Here is a 14498-nt window from a genome sequence, read left to right on the forward strand (position 1 = left end):
GGCGAGACGACATGTGTGGACGATTTGCGCGCTACTCGGCCACCAGCGAACTGGCCTGGCGCTATTTCGAGACACCGATTGACCAGGACCTTGATGCCCCGCGGTACAACGTGGCACCAGGCACGGACATCGAGGCGTTCCGGGCGGACGAGCAAGCCAGGGCCACGTTTCACACCATGCACTGAGGCTTGCCCGGCCGAAAGGCGTCACCGAAGGGCCGCAGCCAGTCCATGCGCGTGCCGAAAAGATGGCCAGCAGCCCGTACTTTCGGAGCGCCTTCGCGCATCGGCGCTGCATCATCCCGGCGGACGGCTGGTTCGAATGGCAACTGACCGGACGGGGCAGGCAGCCGCATTCCATCACCCTGACCGACCACGCGCTGCAGGACGTGCTGTTCCTCGCCGGCATCTGGGGGGCCGACCGCGGAGGGTGGGGCCTGCTGCGCGATCATTACCGAGCCCTCGTCCGAGCAGCTGGCGTTCAATCACGCCCGACAGCCCCTCGCGCTGGACGCCACATGCCGCTGGGATTGGCTGGACCCCGCCATCACGGACCGCGAGCAGGTTCGTCACATGACCCGGCGCCTGCCGCCCAGCGCCTTGCAGGCATACCCCGTTTAGACCCGAGTGAACCGGCCGCAAAACGACGCCCCGTCCGTCCTGGGCCATACCAGCTAGCTGTCCCGAGACGCAACGATCGGGACCCGGCCCGTCTGACCGCGGGTGCGCATTTCGGTACCCTGACAGTTAGGGACGAGGCACATGGAAATGTCGGAGATTGCGGCTTCGCGGCAGAGGGGTGGTCGATGGAACTTCGGGAAGGGCGACGCAGGGGCGTTCGCATGACCGCGGAAGTACAGCCGTTGCAGGGTGCCCCCGCATTCCGGGCAAATGGGTGGGTCCGCGATGTCAGCCTTAGCGGCCTTTACGTAGAGATGCCCGTTTCAGGTATCTCCGAGCATTCAAGACTGAAAGTGACGGTGAGCCCGGAAGAGGGCGCCGACGGCCGGACCTATGTTTGGCAGTGCATCGTGATGCGGGTGGATGAGCATGGCGCGGGCGTCATGTTCGATACCGAGGATCCGTCGAGTGTCGAGGGCCTGCTCGATCTGATGCGCGAGTCCATCGGACTCCCACCCGATTCGCGATAATCCGAACCCCAAGAGCGAATCCTGCTGCTCGGCCCAGCGATTGGCCAAGAGAAAAAGGCCAGGCCTGGCCCTTTGACCCGCGCACAATACCGATTTCGCTCGCACCCGCGCCCCCTGACCAACCCCGATGGCCCTGAGAGACCCGGGGCCCCGTAGGAGGCTGCTTGCAGGCGAAGCCCCTGCCAAAGCCAGACGCGGGCAGGGGCTTCGCCTGCAAGCAGCCTCCTACAGGCCGTTCTGTTTCCGACTAGGCGGTCATTCCAGTAACGCCCAGTGGTTATCCGGGATCTGGTGCACCGGGGCAGGGGCCAACTGCAGAGCTCCCGGCTCCTCGATTCGCCCAGCCGGGATAACGCAGTGGCGCCCGGAGCAGAGGGGGCACCGTCTTACGCTGGGTGCTCCCTTGCCCCGAAGGTAGGCTAAAGAATCTCCACCGGCGGCCGTTAACGCCGTACCCGTCCCCGTGTGTGAGTGCGCCGCCATGCCTGTCGATACCAGTTTCCACCCAATCTCCCTAAAGGGCCCCGCAGGGCGGTCTGGCTTTGCGCGCCAGGGCCTTGCGCAGGCCGACGGCGGCTCCGGCCGCAGCCTGAACGCCCTGCAGAATCAGATCCTGCAGAACCTGGCGCGGGCCATCCCCGGCGAAAGCCTTGGCAGCCTCAAGCGTCTGGATGCCAGCGACTTCACCCCGGAAAAGCTGGCCGACCGGATCGCGACCTTCGTGGAGATGGGGCTGGCGAATGCCCGGGCCCGCGGCGCGTCGGGCGCCGAGCTGGAGGCGCTGAGGGAGCAGGCGACCCAGGGCGTGGAACAGGGCTTTCGGGAGGCGCGGGAGGTCCTGTCGGGGCTCAACCTGTTGGAAGGCCGCATCGCCGAGGACGTGGACGAGACCGAACGCCTGACCTTCGCGGCCCTGGAAGACCTCCGGCTGCCTCCCGCCGAGCGCAGCCTGGCCGGCACCACGGCCCTGTCAATGAGCGAGCGCTTCTCGCGCGCCGAGAGCCTGGAACTGAACATCACCACCCAGTCGGGTGCGGAGGTTCAGATCCGGTTTCAGAGCGTCCAGGACGCGCGGCTGCAGACCCAGGTCCAGGTGCAGGACGGGGCAGCCGATGGCTGGCTGGATGTCAGCCGGTACGCGGCGAGCGGCTACCAGTTCTCCGTGCAGGGTGACCTGGACCCGGACGAACTGCGTGCCGTCGAGGAGCTGGTGCGCGATATCGGCTCGCTCGCGGACGAATTCTTCCATGGCGATGTTCAGCGGGCGTTCGAGATGCTGCCGGACCTGCGTTTCGATACCGACCGGCTCCAGTCGATGGAGCTGAACATGACGCGCACCGAGACCTACCGCATGACCCAGGCCTACGAACAGACACAGCAACTGGACGCGCCTGAACACTCCCGCGCGGCACAGCGCCTCGGGCAACTGGTGGAGGCCCTCCAGGAACGCTTCAGCCAGCCAGCGCTCCAGTTCCTGGACAATCCCGTCGACACGGGCGGGCAGATCCTGAACACCCTGGTCGAGCAGGATGCGCGGTTCCGGGAGGCCGAGGCCGAGCGCCAGCAGCAGTTCCGGGACAACCTGACACGGCTGCTCGACGCGCTGGGTTAGTCGTCCGGCCCGCGCGAGCGTGGCGAGCCGCGCAACCGCCCCTGCGTCGCTGGAATGCGATCCCAAGCGGTTGCCGAAGGGCTCGGCTAGGCTGGGACCCGTTCGCGTCCCCGCGCGCTGAGCCAGAGCGCGTCATCGCCCCATTTCGGGTGCGAAACGCCTCGTCCAGGAAGAAGATGGGTGTCCTCTTTCTCTGTTGTCCTCTTTCTTTGTTGTGGGAGGCCAGCCCTCTGGTCGATCCAGCGCCAGCCATGCCCCTCGGCCAGAGGCTGGCCTCCCACAGTAGGGTGGGATGGGGCGGTAATTCATCGGTGTGGTCGGGATGCTGGCTGTTAGACTGCCCCTTCAGGGCGCGCAGCGTGCTGCGTGCCTTAAAGCCGAGTCCGGGTCTGATTGGCATTCCGTGAGAACCATCGCTCATCTCGATATGGATGCGTTTTATGCATCCGTGGATCTGCTGCGCTATCCGGAGCTGCGGGGGCGGCCCGCGGTGATCGGCGGGCGACGTCTCTCCGTGCCGGAGCGAGGGGCAGATGGGCGGTATCGGTTCGAACGGCTCGGCGATTATCGAGGGCGCGGCGTGGTGACGACGGCGACCTACGAGGCGCGGGCGTTCGGGGTGCATTCCGGGATGGGGCTGATGAAGGCGGGGCAGCTGGCGCCGGATGCGGTTTTGTTGCCGGCGGATTTCGATGCCTATCGGGCCTATTCGCGCCAGTTCAAGCAGGTGGTCCGGGCGCGGGCCGATAAGGTCGAGGATCGCGGCATCGACGAGCTGTTCATCGATCTGACCGATGTTAAGGGCGATCCGGTGGTGACGGCGCGAGTGATTCGCGATGCGGTGCAGGCCGAGACGGGGCTGTCTTGTTCCATCGGCCTGGCCGCGAACAAGCTGCTGGCCAAGATCGCCTCGGATCTGGAGAAGCCGGCGGGGATGACGGTGCTGGGCGAAGGCGACCTCGAGACGCGCATCTGGGCGCTGGGGGTGGGGAAGGTGAACGGTATAGGGCCAAAGGCGACCGAGCGCCTTAAAGCGCTGGGGATCGTTTCGATTGGCGATTTGGCGAAGGCCGATCTGTATCGGTTGCGCCAGCATTTTGGCGAGACCTATGCCTGGTGGCTGCACGAGGCGGCCCATGGCCGGGACGACAGCCCCGTAGTCACCGAGCGGGAGCCTAAATCCATCAGCCGAGAGTCCACCTTCGAGCGGGACCTGCATCCACGGGCGGATCGGGACGAGCTGACTCGCATCCTGGTGGCCCTGTGCGAACGGGTTGCCAGGGATCTCCGTAGCAAGGGCTACTTGGGCCGGACGATCGGGATCAAGTTGCGCTATAGCGATTTCCGCACGGTTACTCGCGACCTTACGTTGGACACATGGACGGACGACCCTCAGGCGATTCTGGCCGCGTCCCGTGGCTGCTTGCGCCGGATCGACCTGGGTCAACCGCTGCGACTGCTGGGCGTGCGCGTCACCAAGCTGGCCTCGGCGTCGCGGAACACCCAGCTGGAAGCCAGCCGACAAACGACGCTGCCCCTGTAGATGCTCGCGGAGCACATTGCTGCTGCCACGCGGCGCGCGAGCACGTTGAGGGGATGATGTCGATGAACGACGTGTCCGGTATGCGCGGTTCGTGGAGCAGGGCGTACCGGAACAGGAGCTGTCGCTGATGCGCGAGGCGCTGCAGCGCGGCCAACTCACCGGCAACCGGCGTTTTGTGGATGGGGTGGAGCAGGTCATGGGCTGTCGCATTGAGTGGCGGCGTCCAGGCCGTCCGCCGTCACGTCAGGCATGAGAGAATCAATCTGTCCCCGTTTCCCGGGTGTAACGCGCCCCATCCGGGGCCTGCGCACTGGCTTCTGAACATCTTGCAGATCGCCGTTTTCAGGGGCTTGATGACCTCGGAGATCATGCCGGGCCGAACAGGGTCAGATGTCGATGCCGACCGACCGAAAGCGCTGACGCAGTCGATCGTAGTGGCTGCCGCGCCAGTAGACCCTGCCGCAGCCGCTGCAGCGCACGAATGCGACGAAGCGCTCGAGCACCCCGGGCGGCACCTCGCTCGGCTCGACCGAGTCGGCGAGTGCAGCGCCATCGATAGACCGGAGTTCGCCGTTACACCGCATGCAACGCGAGAACGGCTCGAACAGCCCGGCGAGCTGAAAGCGGTCGACCACCTCGCGAAGCTGTTGCAATGGGTCCGTAGCGTGCACGTACCGCCCGTGAGTCACCCGGCCGTCCTTCAGCAGGCCAGTGTCACGCGTGAGGATAATGCGGTGCTCGTCCTGCGCGGTGCGGATGATGAACCCATCGGAGAAGTCGTTGGCATACAGGCAGTTGAAGCCCAGCGCACGCAGGTAACCGGCCAGCCGTCCCAGATGCACATCGAGGATGAAGCGTGGTTCGCGCAGCGGCTGGGGTCGCAGGCGGGAGACGTCGCCTACGTCGAAGGCCTCGAACACCGGGTAGACCGCCACCCGCTCACCGCCGCGCAGCCGGTGGCCGAAATCCACTGCCCGCCCGTCGACCAGTACCAGGTCAACCTCCGTGTGCGGCACGCCCAGCGACTCGATGCGGTCCTTGACCGAAGGGGTTCCGTCGAACGCGTGTTCAAAGCTCTGGTATCGCCGTTCGGGCGCGAGGAAGTCGTTCAGCTCGGCATACAACCGGAAGGTCGCGGTCGCGCGGCCGAGGGATGCGGATTCGCGGTCCTTGGGCGGGCACATGCCTTCGAGCATACCGAAACCACCCCACGGAAGAGGCGCGCTTCAGCCCCGTTCTTCCCCGGGCCCGACAGACTCCTGGCGGTTCAACATTGGGCGGCGACCAACCGCCGGCAGTAGACTTGCCGCAAGTCGCTGACCCGAAAAGGATGCAGACATGAACGATGTCTTTCTTCAGATCGCTAACGCACTGGTACTAGGGCTCGAAGCAGTCGGCATCGCCGTGATCATCGGTGGATTCGTGCTGGCAACAGTGGTTTGGCTGGTGAACATGCGCCGCATGAGCACACACGAGGCCTACGTCGATTATCGCCGTCGTAGCGTGCGCGGGCTGATTCTCGGACTGGAGTTCCTGGTCGCGGCCGACATCATCATGACCGTAGCGATCGAGTACTCCATGGAAAACGTACTCATGCTGGCCCTGATTATTCTCATACGCACACTGCTGGTCTTTGCCCTGCACCTGGAGATCGAGGGCCGTCTCCCGTGGAACCAGTCGGAGGACGATAGCAAGACCTGACCCACTCGCAGCGGTGGGCCAATGTCCGGTGTGATGATGCTGGAGCAGCACTGGAAGGCGATCGGGAGGTCGGCCACACGAGAATGCTGCTACCCCCACGACCCCAGGAGGGAGAGACGCCATGTGCGGACGGATGACGCGCTATAGCGCGACCAGCGAACTCGCCATGCGGTACTTCCAGGTCCCCGTCGACGAGGGGTTCGACGTACCCAGGTACAACGTTGCCCCCGGTACCCATCTGGAAGCGTTCCGGGCCGGCGAGGATGCGCCAGCGGCCTTCCAGCCGATGTTCTGGGGCTTTCGGCCGAGGCGCGTCGAGGACGGGCCGCGACCGATCAACGCTCGGGCCGAGACGGTCGCCACCAGTCGGTATTTTCGATCAGCGTTTGCGCACCGGCGTTGCATCGTGCTGGCCGACGGTTGGTACGAATGGCGCAAGACCGAACAGGGCAAGCAGCCGCACTACATCACCCTGACCGAGGACGCAGCGCAGGACATCCTGATGATGGCAGGTATCTGGGAACCCATGGTCGATGGGGGTGCCTGCTGCGCAATCATCACTGAACCCGCCAACGATCAACTTGCACATATCCATGACCGCCAACCGCTGATACTCGACGCACAGTGTCGGTGGGACTGGCTCGATCCAGGACTGTCCGAGCGTGACGACATCCGGGCCAAGACTCGCCGCTTTCCGCCGGACATGTTGCGCTATTACGCCGTTTCGAGCCGAGTGAATCGTCCGGTCGAGGACGACCCGGGCCTGATCGAGCCGAAGCGCTGATGTGAGGGAAGAAGATGGGTGGGAAGGTGGTAGAGGGTCAGACCTTGCTTCTTGCCTCCTTAGCTGACCAAGGGAAAAAAGCAAGGTCTGACCCCGGAGACCACGCGGTCTGCCGCCAGGGAGAAGATGGGTGTCCTCTTTCTCGAGGCTGGGGCCCTATAACTGTAGGAGGCGAGCCCTCTCGCCGATCGGGCGTATCCAGCGCCCCGCCGCCCGAAGGCCTGGGCTCCTGCGGGAGGTGGGGCTGCTGCGGCATGTAAACAAGATGGATGTCCTCTTCCGGTAACGATTGTCGCTGATGCGCGAGGCGCTGCAGCGCGGCCAACTCACCGGCAACCAGCGTTTTGTGGATGAGGTGGAGCAGGTCATCGGCTGTCGCATTGAGCGGCGGCGTCCAGGCCGTCCGCCGTCACGTCACGCATGAGAAAATCAATCTGTCCCCGTTTCCGGGGAATCGTGTAGCCGGCTTACTCGTAGTGGCTCCATAAACGAATCACCTTGACCACTCTGTCGTCTTCAAGCACCTGGTACACAAGCCGGCGGTGAATATTGATGCGCCGCGAGTACGCGCCGGAGAGATCACCCACCAGCTTCTCGAACGGTGGGGGCTTTCGATACGGATCTTCCGCGATCAACGTCAGCAGTTCCTGTGCTTTCGGCTTCAGGCCGCTGGCCGCCAGCTTCTTCGCATCCTTTTGAGCCTGCCGCGTGTAGACCAACTTCCATGTCACCAATCCAGCTCCTCGTGGCATTCATCCGCCGGAGTATCCATGCCCTCGCGGATCGACTCGCGCATACCCGGAACCGATAGCAGGTACAGGGTCTCCTGAATCGCCGACCAGTCCGACTCGGATAGCAGGACTGCGTTGTTCCGCTTGCCGGTGATGACAATCGGCTCATGGGATTCCGCCGTTTCGTCGATCAGCCGGTAGAGGTTGCTGCGCGCCTCTGTAGCCGTAATTCCCGTCATGGCGCACCTCGCAAGTGTGTGGGCTTAGATCAAGAGTACGGCTTGGCGTACGTTCCGTAAACCGTACGGCTATTCCGTCACTGCCAGACACCGCAGAAACTGCGCCAACCGTTCGGATCGTTCCAGGAATTGTCCTTTCGTCCAGCCTGCAACGTCATCCCGAAAACCGCAAAGCGGTTATCCGGGACCTCGGGCTCCGGGGCCGGGGCGGACGTCAGAGATCTCGGCTCTGCGCATCGCTCCGGCCGGGATGGCAGTGTGGTACTTCGAAGAAGGTGGGTGTTCTCTTCCTCCGCAGGGTGCTCTCCATAGCCCTTTTAACAGGTGCTATAGTCCGCCCTAACGGCGGCTTATGATGGGGCGGATTGCGATGATCAAATTTTCCGAAGACCTGGTCCCCCTGACCGACCTGAAGACGAATCCCGGACGGGTTATGAAACACGTGGCCGAGGTTCACCGGCCCGTACTGCTGACGAGTCGGGGCAGGGGTGTTGCCGTGGTGCAGTCGGTGGCGGATTACGAAAAGGCCGAGGAAGCGCGGGAGTTCATGCGGGCCGTCGTGGCGGGTCTGGCGGACCTGGAGGGCGGTCGGGAAGTCTCGCTGGACGAGGCCAGGGCGCAGCTCGGTCTCAACTAGCAATATGCCCGGCATACGATCACGTTTGCCGAATCCGCCCTGCGCGATCTCAAGCAGATGCAGGAGTGGTACTTGGAGCAAGGTGTGCCGGAGGTCGGAAAGAGGCTGGTGCAAGAGATTTTCCAACGAGTCCAGGCCCTGAACGACCACCCCGACATCGGCAGGGTAGTGCCCGAATTTGACCAGCCGTTCCTGCGAGAGCTCGTTCATCCACCGTTCCGCATCGTGTACCGGCGTGATCCCGACCGGGTAAGGGTTGTCCGGGTCTGGCGAAGCGAACGCCTGCTGCACCTCCCTGGTGGAGCGTCGAAGAAGAACTAGGCCGCCACCAGACCTCCGCTCACGGTTCGTGGCGTTTGAACGCCATCCCGGAAACCGCAAACCGGTTATCCGCAATCTCGGCCGGCGGTTCAGGCGTTAGCGTCAGCGATCTCGATTCTCCGCCTCGCTCCGGCCGGGATGACGTTTTGGCCGCGGAAAAATAGATCTGTCCCCGTTTCCCCACAGGCCGTCCGCCGTCACGTCAGGCATGAGAAAATAAATCTGTCCCCGTTTTTCTCGGTCGGCGCGGGGTTGGATCTTGTGGTTTCACCTGTCCGGTCGGCTTCGGGCAAAAGGCAAGATCTGGCCCCGTAGGTCCGAACGCCTATGCCCAAACGCGCTTGTCAGCCGATCGATCCCATCGGCCCGGGGTAGCTGACCTCCTCGAGCTTGCCGGTGTCGACGTCGTAGATGAAACCGCGCACCGTTACCGCGTCGGGCCCACTGCTGGGCAGCCAGGGATGATTCTTGATCACCGACATACCCCGCCGGACGTCCCACGCCAGGCGCTCCATGTTGTTGTCGTCGCGCGGCGAATCCAGTGGTTCGAGCGGACCGCGAAAAGCGTGGAAAGCGGCCGGACTACTTGAGGCCTGCCCAGTACTGACGAAGGTGCGACCGGTCGCCTGACCGAGCAGCTGCTCCGCTGCCGCATCACCCTCGAGACCGGCTTTGAGAAGGTCGTCGGTAAAGGCGAGCATTCCGCAACGCGTGTGGTGGATGAGGATGATCTCATTGGTATTCAGCAAGTGATGCGAAATGATCAGGCAGCGGATCGCATCCTCGGTCACGACGCCGCCTGCGTTGCGGATGATGTGTGCCTCGCCGGTCTGCAAACCCAGCAGGTCCTCTACATCCAGGCGCGCGTCCATACAGGCCACGACCGCCACGCGCCGCGACGGCTGGATGGGCTGCTCGCCGGGGTGGCTGGGTTCGTGGACCGGCTGGCCACTGGCGTATTGCTCATTATTGCGAAGCAGTTCATCGGTGCTCGAAGTGGCCATGGCGACGCCTCCAATCCTGTCTGACGCATACCCATGCGTCGTTCCGCGTTGGCGGGTTTCTCTGCGTTCGGATAACTCTTCTTATAGCCACTCGTCCCGGACAATGAAAGGCGCATACAAGGCGCTTCGGTAACGCAGTAAACGGGGCAGGGCAGCACGCGGCACGGCCTCAGATCGTACCTTTTGCCCCTGCGAGGCTGGAAGCCAACCCGCAAGATCGGAACATCCCTCGCGGATCTTCCTGGCTCATCGCGGAGAGTCCTCCAACAAGATCTGGGTACGTACGGGGGTGTCGAAGCATGGGCAAAAGGCAAGGTCGGGCCCCGGGCCCTCACGGTCCCCTGTAGGAGCTTGCTCGCAAGCGAAGCCCCTGCCAAAGCCGGACCCGGGCAGGAGCCTTCGCCTGTAAGCAGCCACCTACCGGGGGTGTCCTGGGCTGTGGGAGGCCAGCCCTCTGGCCGATGGTGTCGGGTCGAGGGCCGGATCGCTCAGGGGGCTGAGCTCCCACGGGTCCGGGAGTATTCTCCTGCGGCGAGCTCAACCCCGTCACGCGCCCCCTTGCACCACATAGGGCAAGACGGTATCTACCGGGGCTCGTTCGTATCCCGAGCCGGTCGTCATCCCCGAACCCGCGTAGCGGTTATCCGGGATCTCCGGCGCCGGGGTAGAACCTCGTTATTGCGATCCCGGCTCTTCGCTACGCTCGGCTGGGAAGACTGCGAGAGAACCGGAAGAAGGTGGGTGTCCTCTTTCTTTGCAGGCGAGGGTGGAGGCCTGACTCGGGCTCGTAGCCGGTGAGGGCGCGTCCTGGGTGGGCCGCGGCTCTGGCGCCGACGGCCGCTCTGCTTTTGGTGCCGACTCGGCCTTAGCGGAAACGGGCGGCTCCTGGACCCGTGGGGCCGGTTCGGCCACGGCCGAAGTGTTCGCGCTTGACCTGAGGTGGCTTTGGAGCAGGAAGTCGCCGATGCCTTCGATTTCGTTTTGGCTGAATCGTGGCCGGGCCGTGACCAGCCCCTTGGCTCGTGAGCCGACCAGTTCGCGTACCTTCTCCGCGACGAACTCGCTCTTCACCACGCGATTCGCGATCGCACGAGGCATCTCATCGCGATGCAGGATCGCGCTGCTGGATACGGCGCAGAGCGTCCTCCAGTCACGTCCGCCAATCTGGGTCTGGAGGCCCAGCAGTCGGCCCAGGAATTTCTCCACGTTCTCGCGGAGGAGATCCTTGACCAGGGCCTCCTGCAGCTCCGCCTGCCGCACAGGGGAGGGCATCCCGTACCATTCGCCGCGATAGCTACGCGACCACTCGCCGTGGCCATTCACCTTTACCTCGCCATAAATGCTCTTTGACTCGATGATCACCAGCCCGTACGGATGAACCACCAGATGGTCGATCTGCGCGCGCTCCCCGTTATGCTCGATGCGCAGGTCGTTGATGATCCGCACGGTCTCATCGTCGCCAAATTCGCGTCGCAGGTAGAACGCCACGTCCTGTTCTTGCTGGTGCCCGGCCTTTGAGCGTTCATCCTGGCCGCTTGGGCCGTCCTTCTCCTTAAGAATCATCGAATCTCCTGAGTTGAGCCATACAGCCTCTCCGTCGTCGCCTTACACGATTTCCGCCAGACGCCCCCAGCGGCCGATTTCAGCATCGAAATGGGCGCTTTAAGGCGTTGAACAAGCCCTCAGGGGACGTTAATCATTTCCAATACAGATGGTTACCGTGGTCCGACCCCGTCATCCTTTTTTAAAATAAATCTGTCCCCGTTTTTCGTTTCCTGGTGGAACGTCGAAGAAGAACTAGGCCGCCACCAGACCTCCGCTAACGGCTCGTGGCGTTTGAACGCCATCCCGGAAACCGCAAAGCGGTTACCCGCGATCTCGGCCGGCGGTGCAGGCGTTAGCGTCAGCGATCTCGATTCTCCGCCTCGGTCCGGCCGGGATGACGCTTTGGCTGCGGAAAATAAATCTGTCCCCGTTTTTTCCACGTGGGACGCTCCGGATGATGCAGGGGCGGCGAAGGCGGCATTTCAGAACCGAGCACGTCCAAGCGGAGTGCGGACCCCACAAGCCACACCTCCGCCGCCGTCTCGAGTCTAGAACACCTCAACACCCTTCGCCGGCCTGCGAAATCCAAAGGTAGACCCCGGGTCCCGCTTCGGTTCCGCCGGGATGACGCCGTGGCGCCCGGAAGAAGATGGGTGTCCTCTTTCCCCCAGTCCCCGTTCCCCACAGGCCGTCCGCCGTCACGTCAGGCATGAGAAAATAAATCTGTCCCCGTTTTACGAGGATGATTCTTCGTATGAGTTATCATGTTCTATGCCAGATATCCTTCTCTCATATCTTGCTATTATACTGGTTATATCTGGGTCACCAATTCTTCCTTCAGCAGAACGTAGCTTTTCCATGGCATCATCAAAGACGAACATATCCCCTGTTCGTTTAAAATACTCAATCCCGACATCACAATATGTTCGCAATATATCTTTATTATCGGGATAGCGATCGACAGAGTTAATGGACTGCTCTCTAGCCATTTCGAGAATAGCTTTCCTATCCTCATCAAGGATGCCGGGTGTCCGCTCCGCACGGGCAAGCATTAATATGATCTTAAATCGTTGAATCGGACCATCTGAACGAAAATCGTGCTCATATAAGCGAATTTCCGTCTCCGCTTTCTCTAGCTCATTAATATCAATCAGATACCTGATCAATCGGTGGCGAGGAATGCGTTCGCCCGGGGCCTTTGAAATCATCTTTCGCAATAATTTGTTTCTAAGGTGCTTGTCTGGAATCCGGCTAATGCCTGAATCGAATGCACACAACTGCTTTATAGTTCTAACTTCAATATCGTATGTGGGAACCAAGCTATCTATAACTTTTTCGAATAGATTATAAAATTCGGAAAAATCCGTCATTTTATACTTTGTTATGATCTCCATTATGACCGGATGTCGTCCTTTCCAGCCATAAATACCTTCTCGCTCACTAACACTATACTCATGGATTATATCCGTTAGCTGCGACAAAGAACTTTGTATGTTTTCAGCCGGTATCCCTAAAAGCCTGATAATCATTTGACGATGCACTTTAATTCCTGAGGACTCCATTGCAGCTACAAGTCTATAAATTTCCCTAAGTTCTTCACCGAGTTCCGCGAACTCCCGAAGAACTATGTCATCAAACTTTTCTGATGCAAAGATGTTTTTAAGGCATACAAACGTTTCTGACTCGCATTTTACTTCTAGTCTTCGTTTCCTTTCAGATCTTGAGAAACCTGAAAAACTACTCTCTACAAGAGGCTGAAAATCGGAGCTTGAATCGACAAGGGTAAGTAGCTTTTCAATCTCATACACATCTAAACGCCCGAGATAAAACAGATCCCCATTCTTAAATATATTTGGCGTTTTTATCCTCGGATTCCACTGGCTTCTGGGTGATGAAAAAAGCAATTTTAGGGATGTTAGGTTCTCGGATACGAGTAGATCAACCAGTTTATTAATTTCCGCCAAATGAACATGAGAATCGTCTATAAACAAAATCCCTTTCTGGCCAGTTTTGGCTAGCTCCCGAGCTACTGAGATCCACTGGTCAGCAAGAAGCGTATGGTCAATCTTATGTTCCCAACATCGAAAACCATTGCCATAGAGAAAGGATACCACTTGCCGAGAGAGCGTGCTTTTACCAGTTCCACTTGCTCCGACTATTACGGCACACAGTTTATCTGAATTTAGTAGAAGCTTTTCGATATCTTGCCCAGAACTTCTCTCAAAGGTAAGGTTCGCTTTGATGTCGGCGTAAGATGCAGGCCAGCCGTGAAACATTGCCGATGCATTCTTTTCACCTTTTTCAATTTCATGAGATACATCTAACGTAATTGGCCTTAAAATTGACGCTTTATCTAGAGGATCGCCCGTCGAGGAATAGACCAAAGTTTTTGCGGCGCATTTCTTTTGTAGCTCGAGGAAAAACTCATCTAAACCACCAAAAGCAACTGTGATTCCTCTTCTTTCGTATAGAGACGCTCTATTTTCATCCTTTTCGTATAAAACTAAAAATACTGAAGCAGGGCTAAATGACCGCCCGTTAATTTCAACAGCCCTATTGACAATTTCCTTTATGTAATTATCGGACAAGGAATATCCAATTATTACCAAGCTCGCACCATTTAGGTCCAGTCTCAAAGCATCGAAAAGTGCATCCCTATATTCTGACGCCTGGTCATAATCACCTTCGGTGATAACAATTCTGCTTTGCACCCCATCAGATATATCTTTATCAATAGTTCCATGTAGCTTGTAAAGCTTGACTGATTCTGGGTGACGCTGTACTTGAAAATCGAAATTGGAAGTAAAGACGGATAGAGGCACCCCCTTTTTTTCAAAGGCTTGCTCAATCAGATTGTCATAGTTGGTAGTATATATGTTTTTCCAATCATACAAGGGCAGGTTAAGTATCGCCCCCGTAGCAGAAAGGTCATTAAATAGACTTCTGAGAGTTTTGATTAGGTCTCTTCGGGAAGAGTTATGTTCAGCAATACTGGATACTTCACTTAGGCTAAACCCTTCAGAATCAATGTTATGCTTTCTTGATAAGGTAGATATTATTTTATTTATGGAAGGCGCACGCGAAGGTATGGACGACCCAGCACCAAAAAATAGAACGGTGTTGGAGGGTGATATTCTATTCATCAAGTCTGACAACGGAATGCTCATATTTCTTCATCCATACTCTAATTTTGAAAATCCTAACAGTGATTGGAAGGCGCGCACGGATATT

At 59.7% G+C, this 14498-nt stretch carries 13 protein-coding genes and 3 pseudogenes; 10 read left to right on the forward strand and 6 right to left on the reverse strand.

Features of this window, described 5'->3' with window-relative positions:
* The first annotated feature begins 11 nt into the window (after positions 1-11).
* The 5 genes and pseudogenes from D106_RS14515 to D106_RS15045 all read left to right on the forward strand — a co-directional run.
* Positions 12-620: pseudogene (locus D106_RS14515) on the forward strand (SOS response-associated peptidase).
* Positions 621-805: 185 nt separating this feature from the next.
* Positions 806-1150 (forward strand): PilZ domain-containing protein, encoded by a 345-nt coding sequence (locus tag D106_RS14415; protein WP_038028152.1) that lies wholly within the window; start codon positions 806-808, stop codon positions 1148-1150.
* Positions 1151-1631: 481 nt separating this feature from the next.
* A complete protein-coding gene (locus tag D106_RS0102130) occupies positions 1632-2762 on the forward strand; it encodes a DUF5610 domain-containing protein (protein WP_018879051.1) in 1131 nt (376 codons plus the stop codon).
* Between the two features lie 403 nt (positions 2763-3165).
* Positions 3166-4305 (forward strand): DNA polymerase IV, encoded by a 1140-nt coding sequence (gene dinB, locus D106_RS0102135; protein ID WP_231372843.1) that lies wholly within the window; start codon positions 3166-3168, stop codon positions 4303-4305.
* Between the two features lie 64 nt (positions 4306-4369).
* A pseudogene (locus D106_RS15045) lies at positions 4370-4558 on the forward strand (transposase); the annotation flags it as partial.
* Between the two features lie 133 nt (positions 4559-4691).
* On the opposite strand, the gene D106_RS0102145 reads toward D106_RS15045, so the two are convergent.
* Positions 4692-5501 carry a Mut7-C RNAse domain-containing protein gene (locus D106_RS0102145; protein WP_018879054.1) on the reverse strand — a complete coding sequence of 270 codons (810 nt, stop codon included), beginning with the start codon at positions 5499-5501 and terminating at the stop codon, positions 4692-4694.
* A gap of 142 nt (positions 5502-5643) precedes the next feature.
* On the opposite strand from D106_RS0102145, the gene D106_RS0102150 reads away from it, so the two are divergent.
* The 3 genes from D106_RS0102150 (at position 5644) to D106_RS15330 (ending at position 7214) form a co-directional block, all read left to right on the forward strand.
* The gene (locus D106_RS0102150; protein ID WP_017942547.1) at positions 5644-6006 is read left to right on the forward strand and encodes a DUF1622 domain-containing protein; all 363 of its coding nucleotides are present in this window, start codon (positions 5644-5646) and stop codon (positions 6004-6006) included.
* A 133-nt stretch (positions 6007-6139) separates the two neighbouring features.
* Positions 6140-6790, forward strand: coding sequence for an SOS response-associated peptidase (locus tag D106_RS0102155; RefSeq protein ID WP_018879055.1), 651 nt, complete (start codon positions 6140-6142; stop codon positions 6788-6790).
* A gap of 298 nt (positions 6791-7088) precedes the next feature.
* A complete protein-coding gene (locus D106_RS15330; RefSeq protein WP_018879056.1) occupies positions 7089-7214 on the forward strand; it encodes a hypothetical protein in 126 nt (41 codons plus the stop codon).
* Between the two features lie 43 nt (positions 7215-7257).
* Here the strand turns inward: D106_RS15330 and D106_RS0102165 are convergent, their stop codons facing one another.
* Together D106_RS0102165 and D106_RS0102170 are read right to left on the reverse strand one after the other, a co-directional pair.
* On the reverse strand, positions 7258-7521 hold the full coding sequence (locus tag D106_RS0102165; protein ID WP_018879057.1) for a Txe/YoeB family addiction module toxin: 264 nt from the start codon (positions 7519-7521) through the stop codon (positions 7258-7260).
* The gene (locus D106_RS0102170; protein WP_018139194.1) at positions 7518-7760 is read right to left on the reverse strand and encodes a type II toxin-antitoxin system Phd/YefM family antitoxin; all 243 of its coding nucleotides are present in this window, start codon (positions 7758-7760) and stop codon (positions 7518-7520) included. Before D106_RS0102170 ends, D106_RS0102165 begins: the two co-directional genes overlap by 4 nt.
* 352 nt (positions 7761-8112) lie before the next feature.
* Between D106_RS0102170 and D106_RS0102175 the strand changes: the two genes are divergently transcribed.
* Positions 8113-8397: a type II toxin-antitoxin system Phd/YefM family antitoxin gene (locus tag D106_RS0102175; RefSeq protein ID WP_018879058.1), complete on the forward strand. Its 285-nt coding sequence runs from the start codon at positions 8113-8115 to the stop codon at positions 8395-8397.
* An 18-nt stretch (positions 8398-8415) separates the two neighbouring features.
* Entirely contained in the window at positions 8416-8718 is a 303-nt protein-coding gene (locus tag D106_RS0102180) for a type II toxin-antitoxin system RelE/ParE family toxin (RefSeq protein ID WP_026280544.1), read from the forward strand.
* A 344-nt stretch (positions 8719-9062) separates the two neighbouring features.
* On the opposite strand, the gene D106_RS0102185 is transcribed toward D106_RS0102180, so the two are convergent.
* From D106_RS0102185 to D106_RS15050, 3 genes and pseudogenes are all read right to left on the reverse strand, one after another.
* A complete protein-coding gene (locus D106_RS0102185; RefSeq protein WP_018867972.1) occupies positions 9063-9722 on the reverse strand; it encodes a carbonic anhydrase in 660 nt (219 codons plus the stop codon).
* A gap of 744 nt (positions 9723-10466) precedes the next feature.
* Positions 10467-11285: pseudogene (locus tag D106_RS0102190) on the reverse strand (NERD domain-containing protein); the annotation flags it as partial.
* 716 nt (positions 11286-12001) lie between these two features.
* The gene (locus D106_RS15050; RefSeq protein WP_155986298.1) at positions 12002-14434 is read right to left on the reverse strand and encodes an SIR2 family protein; all 2433 of its coding nucleotides are present in this window, start codon (positions 14432-14434) and stop codon (positions 12002-12004) included.
* Positions 14435-14498: the final 64 nt, after the last annotated feature.

The sequence above is a fragment of the Thioalkalivibrio sp. ALE9 genome (genome assembly GCF_000377445.1).
Taxonomy (GTDB): Bacteria; Pseudomonadota; Gammaproteobacteria; order Ectothiorhodospirales; family Ectothiorhodospiraceae; genus Thioalkalivibrio.